Annotated in this window: 19 protein-coding genes; all 19 read right to left on the bottom strand. The window is 71.7% G+C overall.

Annotated elements, in window-relative coordinates; genetic code table 11:
* Window positions 1–402, bottom strand: coding sequence for a GPW/gp25 family protein (locus AC1D29_RS03540; protein WP_477894513.1), 402 nt, complete (start codon window positions 400–402; stop codon window positions 1–3).
* Window positions 399–2,348 carry a hypothetical protein gene (locus AC1D29_RS03535; protein ID WP_477894512.1) on the bottom strand — a complete coding sequence of 650 codons (1,950 nt, stop codon included), beginning with the start codon at window positions 2,346–2,348 and terminating at the stop codon, window positions 399–401. Before AC1D29_RS03535 ends, AC1D29_RS03540 begins: the two co-directional genes overlap by 4 nt.
* A complete protein-coding gene (locus tag AC1D29_RS03530) occupies window positions 2,345–3,061 on the bottom strand; it encodes a phage baseplate assembly protein V (RefSeq protein ID WP_477894511.1) in 717 nt (238 codons plus the stop codon). Before AC1D29_RS03530 ends, AC1D29_RS03535 begins: the two co-directional genes overlap by 4 nt.
* On the bottom strand, window positions 3,058–4,116 hold the full coding sequence (locus AC1D29_RS03525; protein WP_477894510.1) for a phage late control D family protein: 1,059 nt from the start codon (window positions 4,114–4,116) through the stop codon (window positions 3,058–3,060). The genes AC1D29_RS03530 and AC1D29_RS03525 overlap by 4 nt, the downstream gene beginning before the upstream one ends.
* Before the next feature lie 23 nt (window positions 4,117–4,139).
* Window positions 4,140–4,322 (bottom strand): hypothetical protein, encoded by a 183-nt coding sequence (locus tag AC1D29_RS03520; protein WP_477894509.1) that lies wholly within the window; start codon window positions 4,320–4,322, stop codon window positions 4,140–4,142.
* Between the two features lie 10 nt (window positions 4,323–4,332).
* Window positions 4,333–5,238 carry a CIS tube protein gene (locus AC1D29_RS03515; RefSeq protein WP_477894508.1) on the bottom strand — a complete coding sequence of 302 codons (906 nt, stop codon included), beginning with the start codon at window positions 5,236–5,238 and terminating at the stop codon, window positions 4,333–4,335.
* The gene (locus AC1D29_RS03510; RefSeq protein ID WP_477894507.1) at window positions 5,231–5,704 is read right to left on the bottom strand and encodes a phage tail protein; all 474 of its coding nucleotides are present in this window, start codon (window positions 5,702–5,704) and stop codon (window positions 5,231–5,233) included. The genes AC1D29_RS03515 and AC1D29_RS03510 overlap by 8 nt, the downstream gene beginning before the upstream one ends.
* Window positions 5,704–8,073 carry a hypothetical protein gene (locus AC1D29_RS03505; protein WP_477894506.1) on the bottom strand — a complete coding sequence of 790 codons (2,370 nt, stop codon included), beginning with the start codon at window positions 8,071–8,073 and terminating at the stop codon, window positions 5,704–5,706. Before AC1D29_RS03505 ends, AC1D29_RS03510 begins: the two co-directional genes overlap by 1 nt.
* An 8-nt stretch (window positions 8,074–8,081) precedes the next feature.
* Window positions 8,082–8,534 carry a phage tail protein gene (locus AC1D29_RS03500; RefSeq protein WP_477894505.1) on the bottom strand — a complete coding sequence of 151 codons (453 nt, stop codon included), beginning with the start codon at window positions 8,532–8,534 and terminating at the stop codon, window positions 8,082–8,084.
* A 12-nt stretch (window positions 8,535–8,546) separates the two neighbouring features.
* The gene (locus AC1D29_RS03495; protein WP_477894504.1) at window positions 8,547–10,589 is read right to left on the bottom strand and encodes a phage tail sheath family protein; all 2,043 of its coding nucleotides are present in this window, start codon (window positions 10,587–10,589) and stop codon (window positions 8,547–8,549) included.
* 32 nt (window positions 10,590–10,621) lie between these two features.
* Window positions 10,622–11,434, bottom strand: coding sequence for a hypothetical protein (locus AC1D29_RS03490; RefSeq protein WP_477894503.1), 813 nt, complete (start codon window positions 11,432–11,434; stop codon window positions 10,622–10,624).
* The gene (locus AC1D29_RS03485; protein ID WP_477894502.1) at window positions 11,434–12,048 is read right to left on the bottom strand and encodes a Pvc16 family protein; all 615 of its coding nucleotides are present in this window, start codon (window positions 12,046–12,048) and stop codon (window positions 11,434–11,436) included. Before AC1D29_RS03485 ends, AC1D29_RS03490 begins: the two co-directional genes overlap by 1 nt.
* Window positions 12,049–12,237: 189 nt before the next feature.
* Complete coding sequence (locus tag AC1D29_RS03480) at window positions 12,238–13,833, bottom strand: mechanosensitive ion channel family protein (RefSeq protein WP_477894501.1); 1,596 nt, start codon at window positions 13,831–13,833, stop codon at window positions 12,238–12,240.
* A gap of 26 nt (window positions 13,834–13,859) precedes the next feature.
* Window positions 13,860–14,591 (bottom strand): sulfur oxidation c-type cytochrome SoxA, encoded by a 732-nt coding sequence (gene soxA / locus AC1D29_RS03475; protein WP_477894500.1) that lies wholly within the window; start codon window positions 14,589–14,591, stop codon window positions 13,860–13,862.
* Window positions 14,588–14,911, bottom strand: a complete 324-nt coding sequence (locus AC1D29_RS03470) for a thiosulfate oxidation carrier complex protein SoxZ (RefSeq protein WP_477894499.1) — start codon at window positions 14,909–14,911, stop codon at window positions 14,588–14,590. The genes soxA and AC1D29_RS03470 overlap by 4 nt, the downstream gene beginning before the upstream one ends.
* Window positions 14,911–15,321, bottom strand: a complete 411-nt coding sequence (locus AC1D29_RS03465; RefSeq protein WP_477894498.1) for a thiosulfate oxidation carrier protein SoxY — start codon at window positions 15,319–15,321, stop codon at window positions 14,911–14,913. Before AC1D29_RS03465 ends, AC1D29_RS03470 begins: the two co-directional genes overlap by 1 nt.
* Entirely contained in the window at window positions 15,318–15,704 is a 387-nt protein-coding gene (soxX, locus tag AC1D29_RS03460; protein WP_477894497.1) for a sulfur oxidation c-type cytochrome SoxX, read from the bottom strand. The genes AC1D29_RS03465 and soxX overlap by 4 nt, the downstream gene beginning before the upstream one ends.
* Window positions 15,704–17,857 (bottom strand): xanthine dehydrogenase family protein molybdopterin-binding subunit, encoded by a 2,154-nt coding sequence (locus tag AC1D29_RS03455; RefSeq protein ID WP_477894496.1) that lies wholly within the window; start codon window positions 17,855–17,857, stop codon window positions 15,704–15,706. Before AC1D29_RS03455 ends, soxX begins: the two co-directional genes overlap by 1 nt.
* On the bottom strand, window positions 17,854–18,348 hold the full coding sequence (locus AC1D29_RS03450; protein ID WP_477894495.1) for a (2Fe-2S)-binding protein: 495 nt from the start codon (window positions 18,346–18,348) through the stop codon (window positions 17,854–17,856). Before AC1D29_RS03450 ends, AC1D29_RS03455 begins: the two co-directional genes overlap by 4 nt.
* Window positions 18,349–18,484: the final 136 nt, after the last annotated feature.

Genomic DNA, 18,484 nt, shown 5'->3' with positions numbered 1-18,484 from the left:
TCACCTCCCCTGGACTGGGATGCTCAGCGACATGCGGCCGGCCTGTGCCGTGGCGACGAGCGTGAAGCTGAGTTCGGCGATGGCCGCCTCGGGATCGTTCGGGTCGGCCGCGACCTGGATGGCCTCGACCTGCACGCGCGGCTCCCAGCGGGCGAGCTGGCGGCGGATGGCCTCCTCGATGGCGCGCCAGGTCGTCGTCGTGTTGGGTTCGAACAGGAAGCGCTCCAGCCCCGCGCCGTAGTCGGGGCGGCGCAGGCGCTCGCCCTGGGCAGTCAGCAGCAGGATGCGGATGGACTCGCGCACGTTGGCTTCGCCTTCGCTCCAGGCGAGACGGCCTTCGGGCGTCAGGCGCAGCGGGAAGGCCACGCCGCGGCCGTAGAGGGCGGCTTCGTCGCGGTTCATTTCTTGCCCTTCAGCCCCGGCACCGGGAAGCACACCATCAGGAACGGCAGCCACCGGAAGATCAGGTCCAGCAGCGTCGCAATGACGATCAACAGGATGAACGCGACGATCGTGATGATGGGGATCGACAGCGAGCAGATCGTGCCGAAGCTCGGGCCGCCAGCGCCCTTGGCGCAAGGCGCCATGTCGCCCACGTCCAGGTCCTTGTGGAAGGGCCAGGGCAGCACCGACAGCACCATGTCGCCAAACCCCAGCCGCCGCACCCGCTTCATCTGCCCGCACAGCAGGTCGCTCATGATGAAGGCGCTGTTCTTGCCGAACTTGCGCAGGCCGCCCGGCGACGTGTCGAAGGGCAGCGCGATGCGGATGGGACGCAGCGGCGCGTCGGGGTCGAAGAAGCCGGCCAGCTCGAACAGCTCGCTGCGCTCCGACATGACGGCCGGGTGCAGCGGGCCGCAGTCGCAGCGCTGGTGCACGAAACGCAGCACATAGCGCGGCGGGCCCGTGTCGGCCGCCAGCGTGGCCTGCAGCTCGGCGGCCATGCGGGCCGCGTCGGGCGCCTGCGGCGACGCGGTGCCCAGTTGACCCGCGGCCAGCGCCTCGTCGATGGCCGCGGCCACGTCGTCGTACAGCGATTCGAGGCGGCGGTTGGCCACGTCCTGCACGTCGGCGTTGTCTCCCGCGCCGACGGTCGGCCACGGGTTGAAGGGGCCGGCGATGGCGCCTGCCGTCGTCGCGACCGCGAGCGGGAAGCTGAAAGGTGCCCAACCCGGGCCTTTGGGGAATGGCTGCGTTGTCGCATCCAGCGCGGTGCCGACGCCGGGCTTGCCGATCTCCACCAAGGCCTGCCGCAGGTTGGGTGCGGGCGTTGTCGCGATGGCCTTCACGTCAAGCGACAGCACGCCCGCCACGGCCGCACGTTCAGCCGCCCCCCAGACGGCAGCGCCCAGGCGGTTCAGCAAGGCCTGGGCCTTGGGTGCTGCCGCCGTGCCGCTGGCCAGGCCGGCATGCACCTGCGGCAGCGTGGCGGCCAGCCACTCCTGCATCTCCTGCAGCTGGCGCCAGCTGGACTCCTGCAACTGATCGTTCAACTGCGGCAGCGACTTGCCGCTGGCCGCGTCGCGCGCCGCGGGCTTGTCGTCCCACGGCTTGTCGGTCTGCACGCCGCCCACCGAGTCGCGCGAGGCGCGGGCGCGTTCGATCAGCCCCTGCCAGGGCGCGATGAGCTTCATGCGCGCGCCGGCCTTCAGCTCGTTGGCGCGGTTCGTGGCGGGCGCGGGTGCGGTACCGACCGACGTGAAGCGGTAGTCGTCATGCCGCGCCGCCGGGATCAGGCCGGCCAGCAGCCTGCGCGCCGGGCCGGCGGGCGGGGTGTAGGCGAGCGGAAAGACCGACAACCATTCCTCGCCCGGCAGCGGCCGCGAGGCGTCGGCCAGCGGCACCCAGCGCGAGGGCTGGCCGGGCGTCTTCAGGAAGGCGCATTCACGATCGTCGGCCAGCACGCGGCGCAGCAGCATGCCGCTCTTGTCACCGGAGGCCGTCGTGCGCGTGGGCAGGCCGGGCAGCTCGCAGACGAGATGCGCCGCGGCCAGGTAGAAGCGCTGGTGCACGGGCTGGAAGAGCTTGAGCGCGAGCTTGGGTTCTGGCGCCGGCGCCGGCAGCACTTCGCGCTTGAAGCCCAGCAGCGAGCGTTGGCGCGCCAGCGCCCGCGCCGGGGCGGACTTCGGCGCTGCCAGCGGCGGCGCAGGCGTGGGTGCGGCGAGTTGCTGCCAGGACTCGGGGCGTGCGACAAACTCGGGCAGCGTCTGCGGCGCGTCGGCCAGCATGGCCAGCAGCCGGTCCATGAAGTCGTCGCTGTCGAAGCGCAGCAGCGTGGGCGAGCCATCGACCGGTGCGGCGACAAAGCTCTTGCCACCCACCCAACGCAGCACGTGGGAGGCATTCATAGGATGTTCCCCGCGCCGGGCGTGTAGGTCGCCGCGATGATGGTGTTGGTGATGACCGTATCGGCCTGCACGACACCCGAGAAGCGCGACATGCCGGCGTCCACGGTGACCATGCCGGCCGACACCGCCACCTGGCTGGCGTTGACGGTGACCTTGGCGGACGCGGTGACCGTGATGCCCGCCGTTTCGAGCTTGATGCTGTTGCCGTTGCTGTCTTCCAGCGTGACGCTGCCGGGGCCGTCCTTCAGCGTCAGCGAGCAGCCGCCGGGGGTTTCGAGCTTGATACTCTCCTGGCCTTGGTTGTCGTCGAGGGTGATGACGACGCCGTTGCGGCTCTTGATGACCTTGTGGTTGTTCTGCGCGCTGGCGCTTTCCGGCGGCGAGTCCTGGCCGTTCCACAGCCCGCCGACGATGAAGGGCCAGCGCGGGTCACCACCCTGGAAGACGATCAACACCTCGTCATCCACCTCCGGCATGAACCAGCTGCCGCGGTCCTTGCCGGCGAACAGCGTGGCCATGCGCGCCCAGGCCTCGTAGCGCCCGCCGCCCCCGTCGGGCGACCAGGGCAGCGCGATCTTCACGCGGCCCTGGTTGTCGGGGTCGACGATGTCGACGACCTGAGCCACGTGGCAGCCATACCAGCGCCCGCCCCAGCCTTGCGGGTGACGGTCGGCGTACAGCGCCTCGGCGGGCGTCATGTCGAAGAGGCTCAAGGCGCCCTCCCGATCCAGGGACGTTCGGCGACGAACTCGGTGCGCAAGCCCTCGGCCATGTCGAAGCGGTGCGTGACCTCGGACAGGCTGTACTTGCCGCTGAACAACGGCCCCAGCCCGGTCAGCTCCACGCTCGCGCCGCAGCGCAGGCGCGCATCAGGCTGGGCCGTGCCATGGCCCACGACGAAGCGGCGGTTGATCTGGCGCAGCCAGGCCTCGGCCAACTGGCGGGCCTCGTCGGCCGAGCCCGGGTGCAGGTGGGCGACCGTGTCAGGCCGCGCGCCGATCTTGCTTTGCAGCAGTGCCGCGCCGGCCTCGCCGTCGCCGGTCTCGCTGCCCAGCACGCTGTCGGCGCTGGCCGTTTCCTTGACGGCCTGCTTGTCGGCCACGCTCCAGCCGGCGACGCTCAGTTCGGTGCGCTGCAGCGCAAGGTCGGCGCGCACGTCGAAGCCCATCAGCTTGCCACCGTAGTCCAGAGACAGCGTCGCGCCGCCGCGGCGCTTGCGGGCCGACAGGTGCAGCGTCGTGCCGTCCAGCCAGACCTCGGCCTCGCAGCGGCGTGCCTGCTCGCGCAGGAAGGCGAGGTCGCTCTGGTTGACCTGGGCCAGCAGCGGCAGCGTGGGCGAGTCGGCATCGACGCTGGCCGTGAGGCCATGGTCGCTGGCGATGCGCTGGGCCGCGTCGCTCAGCGACGCCTGGTCGAAGTTGCGCGTGCGCCGCTTCATGCGCAAGTCCTGCAACTGGTCCTCGACCTGCACGACCAGTTCGGCCTCCCCGGCGCCGGCCTTGGGGAAGCGCGCCTGCAGCGCCATCACGCGGCCGCTGAAGAGCAGGTCGTCGCCGAGCTTGACCTCCAGCTTCTTGCCGAACTCCAGCCGGTCGCGGCCGAACAGCGTGTAGCCGGGCGCGCCGTCGCGCGTGCCCCAGTTGCCGAAGGCCAGCTGGGCCTGGGCCAGCCCGTCGATGCGCTCGCGGATCTCCAGCGCCATCAGCGCGGCGGCCAGGTCGGACGCGATCTGGCCTTCGATGGCCACCGTGGGGCGGCCGCTGCTCAAGGGGAGCGAGGCTTCGGGCATGGCTAGTGAGCGAACGTGCGCAGCTGCAGCTCGCGCATCGCGGCGGCCATGCGGCGGGCGCGGGCGAGCTGTTCCAGATCGGGTTCCGGCGCGGGCGCTGCCGCCGGCACCGACGGGCCACCACCCGCTGCGGCCGGTGGCGCTGGTGCGGGGCTGACTTCGAACTCATGGATCTCGACGGGCATCGTGCATCCTTCAGCCGCTGACGATGCGCGGCTTGGTGGCGGAGAGGTCGATGAGCTGCCCGGGCGGCATCGCGCGCGGGTTCTCGATGCCGTTGGCCAGTGCCACGGCCTGCCAGCCGCCGCCCTGGAAGGCGGCACCGGTGCTGAGGCCCAGGCCGACGCCAGCGCCCGCACCGGCACCGAGGCTCGCGCTGGCGCTGAAGCCCGCGCTCAGCCCACCGCCGAAGCCGCCACCCGAACCTGCGCCGGGGCCGGCGCCACCGGAAGACGGCGCCGCGCCGGATGCCTTGGCCGCGTCCTGCAAGGCCTGCAGCGACTGCCCGCCCCCGGCCGGCCACAGCGGCCGCGAACCGGGCACGGTGCCGTCGCCGGTGAAGGCGGGCACGAGGATCTCCTGCTGGACCATGGTCAGCGTGACGCTGGCGCGCAGCGCCTCGCCCTTGGCCGAGAAGAACTCGACGTTCTCCTCCATGCCTTCGACGATGCCGTCGAACAGGAAGTTGCCCCAGGAGAAACGCAGGCCCGGCGGCGTGCGCTGCGAGGTGTCACGCGCGCCGGTCGCCGCCGGCTTGGGCTTGATGAAGTACAGCACCTGGGCCGTGATGCGGCGCACGTCATCGACGATGAAGGGCGCGCTGGTGGCCGCGGCCACGTCGAACCACAGCTGCACCGACAGCTTGGTGCTGCCCGTGCCGACGAACTGGCGTGCGGCGCTGCCCTGGCTCTGGTTGCCACCGCTGCGCCCTGCCCCGCCACCGCCGCTGGCGTTGGGCTGCTCCTTGACCTGGTTGGCGTAGGAAAGCTTCAACGACTCGGGGTTGAACTGCACGGTCAGCGACTTGCCGCCCGGCATCACGTCGCTGAGGTCGTCCTTCAGCTCGACGAGCTTGGCATGCTGGATTTCAAGTTCAGGCATCTGACTTGTCCTCCCACTTGAAGGTCTCGTAGGCGATCTGGACTTCCTCGACGGCCACGTTGCCGTCGCGCGCGTTCAGCGTCGGCGCCTTCAGCTTGATGGGCAGGCAGCGCGACAGCACGAAGCGGCCCCACTCGCTCTTGTCGTGGCGCAGCACGCTGATGGTGATGCCGGCGCGCAGCGCGGGGTTGGCCAGCGAGCGGTCGAACCACTTCCACAAGTCGGTGCCGCGCGTGACGCCGCGCTTGAGCGTCAGCTGGCCGAAGGTGACGGGGCCCGCAAGGCGATGCACGCGGTTGGGGTTGCCGCCTTCCTTCAGCGACTTGACCTCCTGCGTGACCTCCAGGCCGTCGCAGTCCGAGAACGCGGCGCCGGCCAGCGGCTTGCTGTCGCCGTCGGGCAGGATCTCGACGACGAAGTTCAGCGTCGAGAAGGGCTGCCATTGCTCGCGGGCGGCTTCAGCCATCACCGTTCCTCGATGAGCAACTGCTCGCCCGACCGGCGCAGGTGCAGTGTCAGGAAGCGCAGCGGCCGGCTCGGCGCGACCTGGATCAGCAGGCTGCATTCGCCGCGCGCGATCTCGCGCGCCGCCTCGGCGCCGGAGGCCGTCTTCAGCAGATACGACGAGGCCGCATCGGCGCCGCGGAAGGCACCGCGCTGCATCAGCCGGTGCAGCATTGCGTCGAAGCTGCGCTCCAGCCCGCGGCGCAGCGTCAGGTCGTTGGGTTCGAAGACAAAGCGCTGGCCCTCGCGACGGCACAGGCGGCGCAGCAGGATGAAGAGGCGGCGCACGCCCAACGCGTTCCAGTCGGCGTCCGGCGACAGCGTCTGGCTGCGCGCCGCTGCAATGCCGTCGGCGCGCAACGCCAGCGGGTTGGCGCCCAGCGCCTCCAGCACGTCCGCCGACTGCAGCTCGCCCGCCAGCGCAAGGGCCGTGGGCAGCGGCTCGGCGCCCGGGGCGCCCCAGGCGCCGTGCAGGCGGCTGCGGCGCGCCAGCAAGCCCATCAGCGCGCCAGTCGGCGGGTGGCTGCGCAGGCGGTCGTCGGCATCGCGCTGCAGCAGCCAGGGGTGATGGATGGCCGCGAAGCTCGCGGCGCTGCCCGCCTCGGCGGTGTCGATGCGGGCAGCCTCGCCGCGCAGCAGCTCGATGTGACGGGCGACGTCGGTCGCGCGCCAGCCGGGCGGCACGGCCAGCAGCGCGAAGTGCTCGCGTGACGCTGCGCCCAACGCCAGCAGCGCGGCGTTGACCGTGTCGATGACGGCCGGCGCGGTGGTGGGCTTGGCACGCCAGCCGGTTGCGCGCACATCCAGCTCGGCCGCCTCGCTCCACGCGCTGAGGAGGCCGGCGCGGTGGGCGCGGGCGCGCAGCCACCAGGCACCCGCGGCCAGCGTCAGCGCCAGGTCGGCATTCGGCACGGCGTCGCCCACCACGCGGGCGTCGGAGAAGTCCGGTTGGCCGGCCAGCTGCACCTCCACCCGCTGCAGCGCGCCCGTGTCCGCCGCATCGGTGCGCAGCCGCAGCGTGAATGCGCGGCCGGCGGGCAGCACGGCCGGCAGCGTCGGCGAGCCGGGCAGGAAGTCGATGCGCGGCGGCTGCGGCGGCACGGGCGGCGGCGGGGCGCAGTCGTCGAAGGTCGTCGGCGGGCAGGTGCACAGCGGGTCGGGTGTCGTCGTCACCACCACGTCCCGGCCAGGCAGCGGCGCGGTCTTGAGCCAGCCGGCATGCACGGCATCGGGCACGGCCACCCAGCTGGCTTCGGCGGCGCAGGCGTCGTCGCGGCCCAGCGCGCCGTGCAGGCCTTGCAGGCGGCGCGGCTGGCCGCCGAAGAAGCGCACCTCGTCGGCCCAGCTCATCAGCAAGGGGCCGCGCAGGCGGTCGTTCCAATCCCGGTCGACGAACAGGCCGGCGGCGAAGTCCGCCAGGCCGTTGCGCTCCAGCGCGTCGTGCGGGTCGGGCGTGGCCGCCTGCCAGACGCTGAAGTCGTCGCCGATGCCGACGGGCAGCAGCAGCCAGTCGCCGCTGGGCGCGTTGACCGGCCCGGCCAGCGGCCAGCCGGTCAGCTCGGCGCCGGCGTCATGGCGTGCATTGGCGTCGGGCAGCAGCCAGGGCAGGTTGCTGGCGCCGGCGGCGAGGCCGCAGGCGTCCAGGCGCTGCAGCACGCGGCCCGGTTCGCGCAGCGCGAGGTCCAGCCGCACGCGCTCGATGAGCCAGCTGTCGGCCGCGACGGTGGCCGCGCCGCCGCCCGGCCAGATCCAGCCGGTGGGCACCAACGCAGCGTCCAGCGGCCCGTCGGCTACCACGCGCTTCCAGCCCACCAGGGCCGGCAGCGCGGGCCGGTGCGCGCGCAGCACGTCGCCGCGCGAGACGCGCTCGCCGGCGTGCACGGCCTGGCCGCGTACGCGGGCCGACAGCTCCAGCCGGTCGGCCCAGCTGCCGGGGCTGTCGGCGTGCAACTCGAAGTCGCTGCCCGCCACGGTCCACATCGCGCCGGCAAGCCGGGCCAGACGCAGGCCCGGCACCGTGAAGCGCGCCGACACCGCACCGCTGCCGGCCACGCGGATGACGTGGCAGCGCCGCCCACCGCCAGCGAAGAAGGCCGCGACGGCAGGCTGCAGGTGCGCGCTGACGCGCTCGGCCGGCTCTTCGCCACGGCCGCCTTGCACGAGGTCCAGCAGGCCGCCGAAGACGGCCTCGAAGCCAGCCGCGCTGTCGACGGCGACGGGCCGGTCCAGCGGGCCGCGCGCCGCGAAACCGACGAAGACCGGCACATCCATCACCGGCATGCCGTCGCCGCTGGGCGTCGTGTCGTCAACGATGCGGACATCGACGGCCATGGGTCGCCTCATTCCATCTCAAGGCGTTCGTACGACAGCGTCAGCTCTTCCATCGCCACGTCCGTGCCCTTCGCGTTGAAAGGCCCCGACGTGTGTTTCATGATGCGGGCGTTGATGAGGCGCCAGGTCTGCACGGTCTGCGTGCGGTCCTCGCTCTTGAGCTCGACGGTGACCGTGCGCAGGCCGCTGTTGGCGCCGTTGCGCACGTCGTCCAGCCATTTGTAGAGGTCCAGCGAGCCGATGACGCCGCGCTTCATCGTCACGTCGGTGGCCTTGTTCAGGCCGGCGGTCTTGATGACGTTGTTGAAGGCGTAGTTGCCGGGGCGGTACTCGGTGATGGTGACTTCCATGCCGATGCCGCTGACCTCCTGGAAGCCGGCCTGGGGCGTGTTGGTCACCCCGTCGCCGAGGTTGACGTGGAAGTTGAACTGGACGTAGGGGCGTTCACGAACGACGGCCATGGTGGGCTCCTATCAGGACTTCTGATCCGCGGTCCATTGACCGATGCGGAAGATGACGAACTCGGCGGGGCGCAGCGGCGCGACACCCACGAGGCAGACGAGACGGCCGTTGTCGAGATCGTTCTGCGTCATCGTCGAGCGGTCGCAGCGCACGAAGAAGGCCTTCTCGGGCTTGTCGCCCAGCAGCGCGCCATTGGCCCATTCGTTGACGAGGAAGTCGCGGATGGTGGCGCGCACGTTGGCCCACAGCGCCTCGCCGTTGGGCTCGAACACCGCCCACTGCGTGCCCTTGTCGATGGAGCGTTCCAGGTAGGCGAAATAACGCCGCAGGTTGACGTACTTCCACTCGGGGTCGGAGCTGATCGTGCGTGCACCCCACAGCCGGTTGCCGCGGCCCTCGAAGAAGCGGAAACAGTTGATGCCCTCGGGGTTGAGCACCTCCTGCTGGGCCGTGTTGATCAGCGTCTCGAAGCCGATGGCACCGCGCACGACCTCGTTGGCCGGCGCCTTGTAGACGGCGCGCTCGGTGTCGTTGCGGGCATAGATGCCGGCCACGAATCCCGACGGCGGCAGGTTCAGCGGCTGGCGCGTGATGCCGTCGAAGACGGTGACCCAGGGGTAGTACAGCGCCGCGTACTTGCTGTCCAGCTTGGCCTTGAGCTTGCGCACGTCGGCGATCCTCATGCCCTCGTGCGAGTCCAGCACGGCGATGCGGTAGCGCATCTTCTCGGCGTGGGCGATCAGCAGGTTGGTGATGGCCGCGACGTCGTCGGCGCGCTCGCTGGCCTTCCAGGTCGAGCCCGGTGCGGCGACGATGGAGATGTCCTCGATGGACTCGAACTGTTTCAGGCCCGTCGAGTACGACTGCGTCGGGTCGGCGCGGCCCTCGTACTCGGTGCGGCCGGGCAGCAGGCCGTCGTTGCCGCCGGCAAGCCAGGCGCGCGCGGTCAGGCCGGCCTCGAACTTCTTGCGCAGCGCCGTCATCTCGGTGCGGGCGGCGTCGTCCCATTCGATTTGCGTGAGCTTGAAGTCAAAGCCCGACGCCAGCGTGTCCAGCGCCTTCAGCAGGTCGACGCCGCTGTCGATGCCGCCGGCCGCGTTGTTCAGCAGCACGACGGGCAGGCCAGCGCTGGCCGGGCCGGCGAGGCTGAAGAGGTCGAAGATGCCGTCGCCGACGCCGGCCGTCTTGTGCAGCGGCTCCAGCGGCAGGCCGCTCCAGGCGCCCAGCGAGCGGCCGTCGTCGGTGAGCACCTCCAGGCTCAGCGTCATCGGGCGGATCGCGTCGCCGCTGCCGGCCACGAGGCTGAGCGCGAAGTCCGTCAGCGTCAGTGGGTCGGGCCCGGCGGCGCCCACGGGCGTCAGCCCGCCGAAGCGGAACTGCCAGCTGCCGTCCAGCTGTCTGCGGGCCACGTAGATGGGCATCTCCGCGATGGCCTTGGGCGTGGCCGGCGGGTTGGCACCGCCCGCGGCCAGCGGGAAAGCGGTGGCCGACGTGATCCAGACCACGTCGCCGTCCGCCAGGTTGGCCAGCGTCGGGATCAGCCCGCCGCCGCCGCCCGGGTCGGGCAAGGCGCCCAGCACGTTGGGGCCGAGCTTGACGGTGAAGCGCACCTGCATGTTGCCGGCCGCACCGGGGTAGCGGGCGACGATGCGCAGCCCGTCTGGCGCCGCGCCCACGGCCAGCCGGGCATGGCCGTCGGCATGCGGTGCGGCGCCGAAGACGGCGGTCAGGTCGCTGGGGTAGATGCCGCTCTGTGGCCGGAACACGCGGCTCACGTACAGGCGCTTGCCGCCTTCCTCGAAGAAGCTGCGCACGCCCTGCCAGAGGTAGTTGGCGCCGGTCGTGGCGCCGGTCGCGCCGAAGGCCATCTGCTGGCCGTCGCCGTAGCTGCGCTCGAACTCGGTGAGGCTGGTGAGGAGGTCCGGCTCTTCGGTGACGGGGCCGTAGCGGCAGGGGCCGATGAAGCCGGTCGTCGTGGTGCTGACGCCTTCGATGGACTTCGATCGGAAGGAGACCTCCTCGACGAACACACCGGGCGCAAGATATTCGGGCATGACGGTCTCCTTCGTGAAACGTTCAGCGGGTCTCAGATCGGCGCCAGCCGCAGTTCGCGGTGCGCCGGCGGCAGGCCTAGGGTGGCGAGGATCAGCGGCTCGCCGGTGACGAAAGCGGGGGGCGCGTAGGCATCGCTGAGGGCCGCGTCGGCCAGCGCGCGCACCTCCGGCTGGGCCGCGAAGGCCAGCACGTCCGGCGCGCCCAGGCCCAGCGACGCGGTGGCCAGCGCGGGGTCGGCGAACACGCGCAATTGCGCTGCGGGCGCGGGCGGTGAGCCAGGCCGGTTGGGGCGCGGCAGCGGCAGGTGCAGGCTCAGGCGCCCTTCGGCGTCGCTGCCGCCGTCATGCACGCGGCCGTCGCCGTCGAAGTAGCTGACACGGGCCCAGGCCGCGGCCTCGCCGCTGGCCTGCCAGGTCAGCAGGCCGTAGACGCTGGCCATGCCGGGCGGTGCACGCCGCGCAGGCGCGGACAACAGGCTCACGCGCAGCAGCCGCGCGCCGCCCAGCACCGTGCCGCCAATGATTTGACCCACGGGCACGACCGGCAGCGGCCAGGGCAGGCTCAGCGGCTGGAAGCGCGCCAGCTCGTCGCGCACGAGGACGTCGGCGAACACGGGCGCTGCCGGGTCGGCCTGACGCCAGCGCTGCGACAGCTCCGGCCAGTGGTGCACGCCGGACACCGTCATGCGCGAGCGACCCAGCAGCTTGCCGCCATGGCGCAGCACCAGGCTGCAGCGCAGGCCGGCCATGACGGCTTCGCCGCTGGCGCCATCGATGAAGGCAAGCCCATCGCCGGCCGGCAGCAGCAGGTCGTCCAGCGGCGGCTTGAGCAGCATCAGGCCCATCACGCCCCCTCCCCGCGCGCGCCGAGGCCGAAGCGGCGCTCGGTGACCAGCGCGCCGGTGGGCTCGGGCTGGTCGATGTCCAGCAGCACCATGCGCGCCACATACGTCATGCCCGCCTGGAAACCGGTCTTCACGCGGTCCCACAGCGACAGGTAGTCCACCGTGCTGAGCGGGTCGGCGATGAGCTCGACACTCTCCTCGGGCTGGAAGACCGCCGGGCTGCCCTTGGTGTAGCGGTTGATGGTCTCGCCACTGAGCGCCGGCAGCTGGTGCAGGAAGGCCAGCGCCCAGCCCAGCATCTGCGTCTGCTTGTCGGCCTTGGCGGCGATGGGCAGCATCAGGAAGTACAGGTCCACCGGCATGGACGGCTTGAAGATGCGGCCGTCGCGGGCGCGCCGCGGCGGCAGGTTGCGCGGCGAGCCACCGATGCCGACGCGCCACAGCACGAGATAGAAGCCCTCGGCCGGCGCGGCCTGGCCGTCGGTCAGGCTGCCCAGCGACGCCAGCTCGAACTTGGGCGACGCGCCCAGCTGCAGGTCGGCCACCGGGCAGGCTTCGCGCATCAGCTCCAGCACGCTTTCGCCCACGGCGCGTATCGCTGCGTATTGCGCCATCAGCGCACCCGCCTCGGCTGCTGCATCACCTTGTCTCCCGCCCCTTGTGAACCAGGGCTGGGCCATCCTAGGAAGGGGTTTGGCTGCGGTCACCCTCCTTGTTAGGGACGATCCGCCGCCGCGTCCTCAATCGGAAGAAGCAGATGCAGGTGACAGGTCTGAAGCCCGGTTGTCCTTGACTTGTCGCGATCAGGGCCGCGGCGCCAGCGGCCCCGCCTCGGGCGTGAACCATGGCCCGGCCGGCACGACTTGCGGCGCGACCGGGTCGGCCAGGTAATGCGGCGACATGATCTGCACGCCGTTCTCGTTGAACACGTCCTGGATGTGGCCGTGCAACTGGCTCATCGCCTCGGCGCGCCGGCTGGGCGCCGCGCGGCTGCCCTGGGCGCACAGCCGGTACTCCACGTAGAAATCACTCAGCGCCGTCTGCACGACGTAGGGCGCCGGCTGCGCCAGCACGCCGGGCGTGCGCCGCGCGGCCTCCAGCAGCATCACGTGCACCTGGCGCCAGGGCGTTGCGTAGCCGATGGTGACGGCCGTGTGCAGCATGTACTGGCCGTCGTCCTGCACCAGGCGCGAGAAGTTGCGCACCGGCTGGCTGAACACCACCGCGTTGGGCAGGCTGACCTCTTCGCCCAGGCCGGTGTGCAGCCGCGTGGCGAACACGCCCAGCGCCGTGACCGTGCCCTCGACCTCGCCGATGCGCACGTATTCACCCACCCGCAGCGCGCGCGAGTACATCAGCGACAGCCCCGCCATCAGCTGGCCCACGACGCCCGATGCGCCCAGCGACACCATCAGGCCGGCCAGCACGGTCAAGCCCTTGAAGGCCTCGGTGCTGGCGCCAGGCAGATAGGGGTAGGCCATCGCGACGGCGAACAGCCAGACGACCAATCCGGCCAGCCGCGCCGTCGGGCCTGCCGTGTCGGCGTCCAGCCCGGCGATGCTCAGCTCGCCACGCTCGACGCGCTCCAGCACGCCACGCAGCACGCGCAGCACACCGCGCGCGACGAGAAAGATCAGGCCCGCGGTCACCAGCCCCGGCACGGCACCGGCGGCAGCGCCGGCCAGGCCCAGCAGCTGCTCGATGAGCCAGTCGCCCGCCCGTTCACCCCAGGCCCGCGTGACCGCGAACTGGCGCAGCACGACGCTGGCCCACACGTCCAGCACGACCAGCGTGACCACCCAGCTCGCCAACCCCGCCAGGCCGCGCAGCAACGCAATGGCATGCTCGCCGGAGACTTGCCACCAGGGCCGCGCCGCGTGCGCCTCGCCCACGCCCAGCTGCCGCACCGCATGGCGCAACACGCGCCGCCGCAAGGCCCCCAACCCGTACAGCAACGCCACGGCGAGGGCCGTGGCCAGCAGCGCGAACGCCAGGCCCACGGCCCAGGCCTTGGGATCGCGCGCCTCGCGGGCCTCGGCCAAGGCCAGGCGCAGCCGTCGCTCGGTGTCGATGGCGGCCGCGTCCAGCAGCGACGCCGCCTGCGCGCCGCCCAGGTCGTCGGGCACCAGATGCAGCACCGTGACGCCATTGATCTGCAACCGCACGGCGAGCGGCTCGCCCGGCAGCGACTGGCGCTCGATGCGGTCCGGGCCCGGCGCATCGAGTGCCGACTGCAGCGCGACGCCGGCGGCGTCGACGCGCTCGGCGGGTGATTCGCCCTTGAGGGTGGCACGCAGCGTGACGAGCTTGCGCTGGTTCAGCGTCAGGTCGGCCTCGGTGGCCCAGGCCAGCGGTGCAGCCAGCAGGCCGCCGATCAAGATCCAGCACGACAGTCGCATGCGTCCTCCCGTTCCTGCAAAACAGCTTAAGGCCGAACACCGGGCGGCTGCATCGTTAGCCCTCCCGAGCGACGCGCCAGGTAGACCTCCAGCGCCAGCAGCTCGGCGCTGTCCCAGTCCCACACCCGGGCGCGCACGCCGCTCAGGCAGCCGCGCAGGCGGCGCTGCAGGCTGCCCAGCGACTGCCACTCCAGCCGGTAGACCGGGTAATCGTCGACATGCGCCTGCGGGATCAGGCTGCCACCCAGGCGCTGGCCGGCACGTTCGTCGTGGCATTGCGCGCAGGACAGGTTCAGCGCGCCGACGCGGGTCGCGTAGAGCGCCTGCCCCTGCCTGGCCGCGGCGTCCAGCTCGGGCCCGCGCGGCGGCTGCAGCGGCAGGCCGCGCGACTGCTGCGCGACCAGCGCCGCCAGCGCCAGCAGCGGCTCGGCCTCGGGCGCCCAGGCCGGCTGCTGCTGATGGCGCACGCGGCAGCGGTTGATGCGGCCCGGCAGGTCGACGAGGCCGTCGTCGAAGGCCGGATAGCGGGTGGCCGCACCGCGCAGCCTGTCGGGCTCGCCGTGGCAGCTGGCGCAGGCCTTCGGCCCGGCGCTCCACTGCTCGCGCCCCAGGGCCAGCGCGAGCTGGGCGGGATGCTGGGCGTCGTCGGCCTGCAGCGTGCGCAGCGCCGGGCTCATCGTGTCGCGCCCGGAGCGGCGCTGATCGGCCTCGGCGGCGTTGGCCGCGAGCGCTATCAGCAGCAGCAGTGCGGCCCTCATGCGACGTTCAGCGCGCGCGTCTCACGGTGCTCGAAGCCGTTGTCGCCGCGCCAGTCAAAGCTCAGCTCACCCGACCGGTGTGCACGCAGCCAGAAAGCCAGATAGGGGTTGGCCGACACGGCGGCAAACAGGTCGGCGGCGAACACAAGTTCACCGTCCAGCCGGCATTCGAAGCGGCGCACCAGGTCGCGCGGCAGCCGGGCACCGTCGTCGCTGCTGCGGTAGCCGGTTTCCATCGCGTGGGCGACGGTCGCACGCACCTCGAAGGCAACGCCGGCCTTGACGGCGGCGGGCAGCGTGATGACGGCTCGCGTCGCCATCAGGGTTCCACGCAGGCGGCGAGCGTCACGATGACGTCCACGCCAGCCTGCCAGCAGCGCCCGTCCGCTGCGCGCGCCACGGCGACGATGCGCTGGCTGCGCGCCAGGCGCATGCGGGTGCTGAACTCGGGCTTGGGGCTGTCGGGGCCGAAGGCGACGTGCATGACCTCGGGCTCGGGGTTCAGTGGGTTGAACAGCGCCAGGCCCGTGACCGGCTCGCTGGCCACGACGCGCACCGGCACCGCGTTGCCGTTCTCCACCAGTTCGGCGATGTCGATCTTCAGTGCGCCCGCCTCGGGCTCGCGGCCGGCCCAGGCGCGGATGGCGGCGCGCATCGCTTCATCGCTGGCGCGCGCGTCGGGCAAGGCGGCCAGCGCGGCCGCGCCGAGCACGAACTCGCGCCGCTTCATTTCGGCAGCGTGGCCAGGTAGGCCACGAGGTCGTCGAGCTGCTGCTCGGTCAGCGCCGGCTTGCCCTGCCACGTCGGCGCCACGTCACGCAAGCCCTCCCTCGAGCGGAACGGCGGCATGACGGTGGCCGGGTTGAAGCGGCGCATGTCCGCGATGCGATCGCGCAGGCCCTGCGCCGTCAGCCGCGCGGCCGCGCCCGCCAGCGGTGGCGCGAGGTTGCCCTCGTTGGCATCGCCCGCCGCCGTCAGCGAATGGCACAACAGGCACAGGCTCTGGGTGCGGTCGGCCAGCAGCGCGCGGCCGCGCTCGACCGAAGGCGTGGATTCGGCGGGCCCGGCCTGCGCGCTGGCCGCCACGAGCAGCAGGGCCAGCAGCGCACGCATCAGGCCAGCTGGTTCTTCAACGGCAGGTCGCGGATGCGCTTGCCCGTCGCCGCGAAGATCGCGTTCAGCACGGCCGGCGCGGCGACGGCGATGGTCGGCTCGCCGACGCCGCCCCAGAAGCCGCCCGACGGCATGCAGATCGTTTCGACGGCCGGCATGTGCTCCATCTTCATGACCGGGTAGCTGTCGAAGTTCTGCTGCTCGACGCGGCCGTCCTTGATCGTGATCTCGCCGAACAGCGCCGCCGACAGGCCGTAGACGAAGCTGCCCTCCACCTGCGCCGCGATCTGCTGCGGGTTGACCGCATGGCCGGGGTCGGTGGCGGCGACGATGCGGTGGATCTTCAGCTCGCCCTTCTTGCTCACCGACACCTCGGCGCAGGCCGCCACATAGCTGCCAAAGCCCATGATCTGCGCCAGGCCCAGATGCCTGCCCTTGGCCCGCGGCTTGCCCCAGCCGGCCTTGGCGGCCACGGCGTTCAACACCGCCAGGTGCTTGGGCGAATTGGCCAGCAGCTCGCGGCGCAGCTCCAGCGGGTCGCGCTTGGCGGCATGGGCCACCTCGTCGATGAAGCACTCCAGGTAGACGGCGTTCTGGTTCAGGTTCACGCCGCGCCAGAAGCCCGGCGGCACCGGCGGGTTGCGCATCGCATGGTCGATCAGCAGATGCGGCACCGCGTAACCCAGTGCGCCCTCGGCGCCGCCGGCGCTCAGGCCCTGGAAGACGACCGGGTCCTTACCGTCCTTGATGTTCTGCGGAAAGATGCCGGCGATGATGCTCTGGCCGGAGATGCGCATGTGCAGCGCGGTCAGCTTGCCGGCGGCGTCCAGCCCCGCCGTCAGCTTGCATTGCGTGATCGGGTGGTAGCGGCCATGCGTCATGTCCTCCTCGCGGCTCCAGATCAGCTTGACTGGCGTGCCCGGCAGCTCCTTGGCGATGGCCACCGCCTGGCGCACCCAGTCGTGCACCGCGCCGCGCCGGCCGAAGCCGCCACCCAGGTGCAGCTTGTAGACCTCGCAGGCGGAGGGCGGCAGGCCGGAGGCCTCCGACGCGGCGGCCAGCGCGGCCTCGCCGTTCTGCGTCGGCGTCCAGACCTCGCAGCGCTCCGGCGTCCACTTGGCCGTGGCGTTCATCACCTCCATCGTCGCGTGGTTCTGGTGCGGCGCGCTGTAGACGGCCTCGACCTTCTTCGCGACGCCAGCCAGCGCCGCGGCCACGTCGCCCTGCATGCTGCCCACGGCTGCTTCGGGTGCATCCAGGCCGGCCTTCAGCGTCGCGGCCACGTCGGCGCTGCCGAGCTTGGCGTGCGGGCCCTCGTCCCAGACGATGGGCAGCGCGTCAAGCGCCGTCTTGGCCCGCCACCAGGTGTCGGCCACCACGGCCACGGCCGTGTCGCCGACCTTGACGACCTTCTTCACGCCGGGCCGGCTTTCAATCGCCGCCGCGTCGAAGCTCTTGAGCTTGCCGCCGAAGACCGGACAGTCCTTGATGGCCGCATTCAGCATGTCGGGCAGCTTCAGGTCCATGCCGTAGACCTGCGAGCCGTCCAGCTTGGGGCGGGTGTCCAACCGCTTGATCGGCCGGCCGGCAATCTTCCAGTCCTTGGCGGCCTTCAGCGTGATGTTGTCCGGCGCGGCCAGCTTGGCCGCCTCGGCGGCGAGCTGGCCATAACCCAGCCGCCGGCCGGTGGCGGCGTGGACGACGCGGCCGGCGGCGGTGTCGCAGGTCTGCACCTGCACATTCCACTGGTTGGCCGCGGCCTGGATCAGCAGCGCGCGCGCCAGCGCGCCGCCCTTGCGCACGTACTCGTGCGACTCGCGCACGCCACGGCTGCCGCCCGTGCTCATGCTGCCCCAGGCGCGGTTGCGCGCCAGGTTCTGGCCGGGCGTGGGGTACTCGGTCTTCACCTTGGCCCAGTCACAGTCCAGCTCCTCGGCGACCAGCTGGGCCAGGCCGGTCAGCGTGCCCTGCCCCATCTCCGAGCGCGCGATGCGGATGACCACGGTCTCGTCCGGCAGGACCTGCACCCAGGCGTTCAGCTCGGGCGGTGCATCGGCCTGGGCAAGACCCGGCACGTGAAAGCCCACCATCAGGCCGCCGGCTGCGGCCGAGCTGGCGTGCAGGAAGCTCCTTCGATTCAGCGCGGCGCTCATGCCTGGCCCCCTTCGATGACGATGGGGATCTGCTTGCGCTGCACCTGACCGGCGGCCAGGTGGATGGCCGCACGCACGCGGTTGTAGGTGCCGCAGCGGCAGATGTTGGTCATCGCCGCGTCGATGTCTGCGTCGGTGGGCTTGGGTTTGCTCTTCAGCAGCGCCGCGGCAGCCATCAGCATGCCGCTCTGGCAGAAGCCGCACTGCGGCACGTCCAGCGCGTCCCAGGCCTTCTGCAGCGGGTGCGAGGCATTCGGCGCCAGGCCTTCGATGGTGGTGACCTTCTGCGCCACCGTCAGCGCCGAGGCCGGCATCACGCAGCTGCGCACCGGCGCGCCGTCGATGTGCACGGTGCAGGCGCCGCACTGGGCAACGCCGCAGCCGTACTTGGTGCCTGTGAGGCTCAGCTGCTCGCGCAGCACCCAGAGCAACGGGGTGTCGGCTTCCGCCTCGAACTGCACCCGCTTGCCGTTGACCGTCAACTCCGCCATGCCTGCTGCTCCCGTTCCGCCATCCGTGGCGGGCGCGGGCAGCCTAGCAGGGTCGGTGCCCGCCTGCCAGCGTCGCCCCAAAATCGAAATGATCCCCGGCCGGTCGTCGCGCTGGTGCCGTCCGGCATGCTGGACG

This window comes from Roseateles sp. P1_C6 (assembly GCF_056406315.1).
Note: the sequence above shows the minus strand (reverse complement) of the source record. Positions and strands in the feature narration are given on the sequence as shown.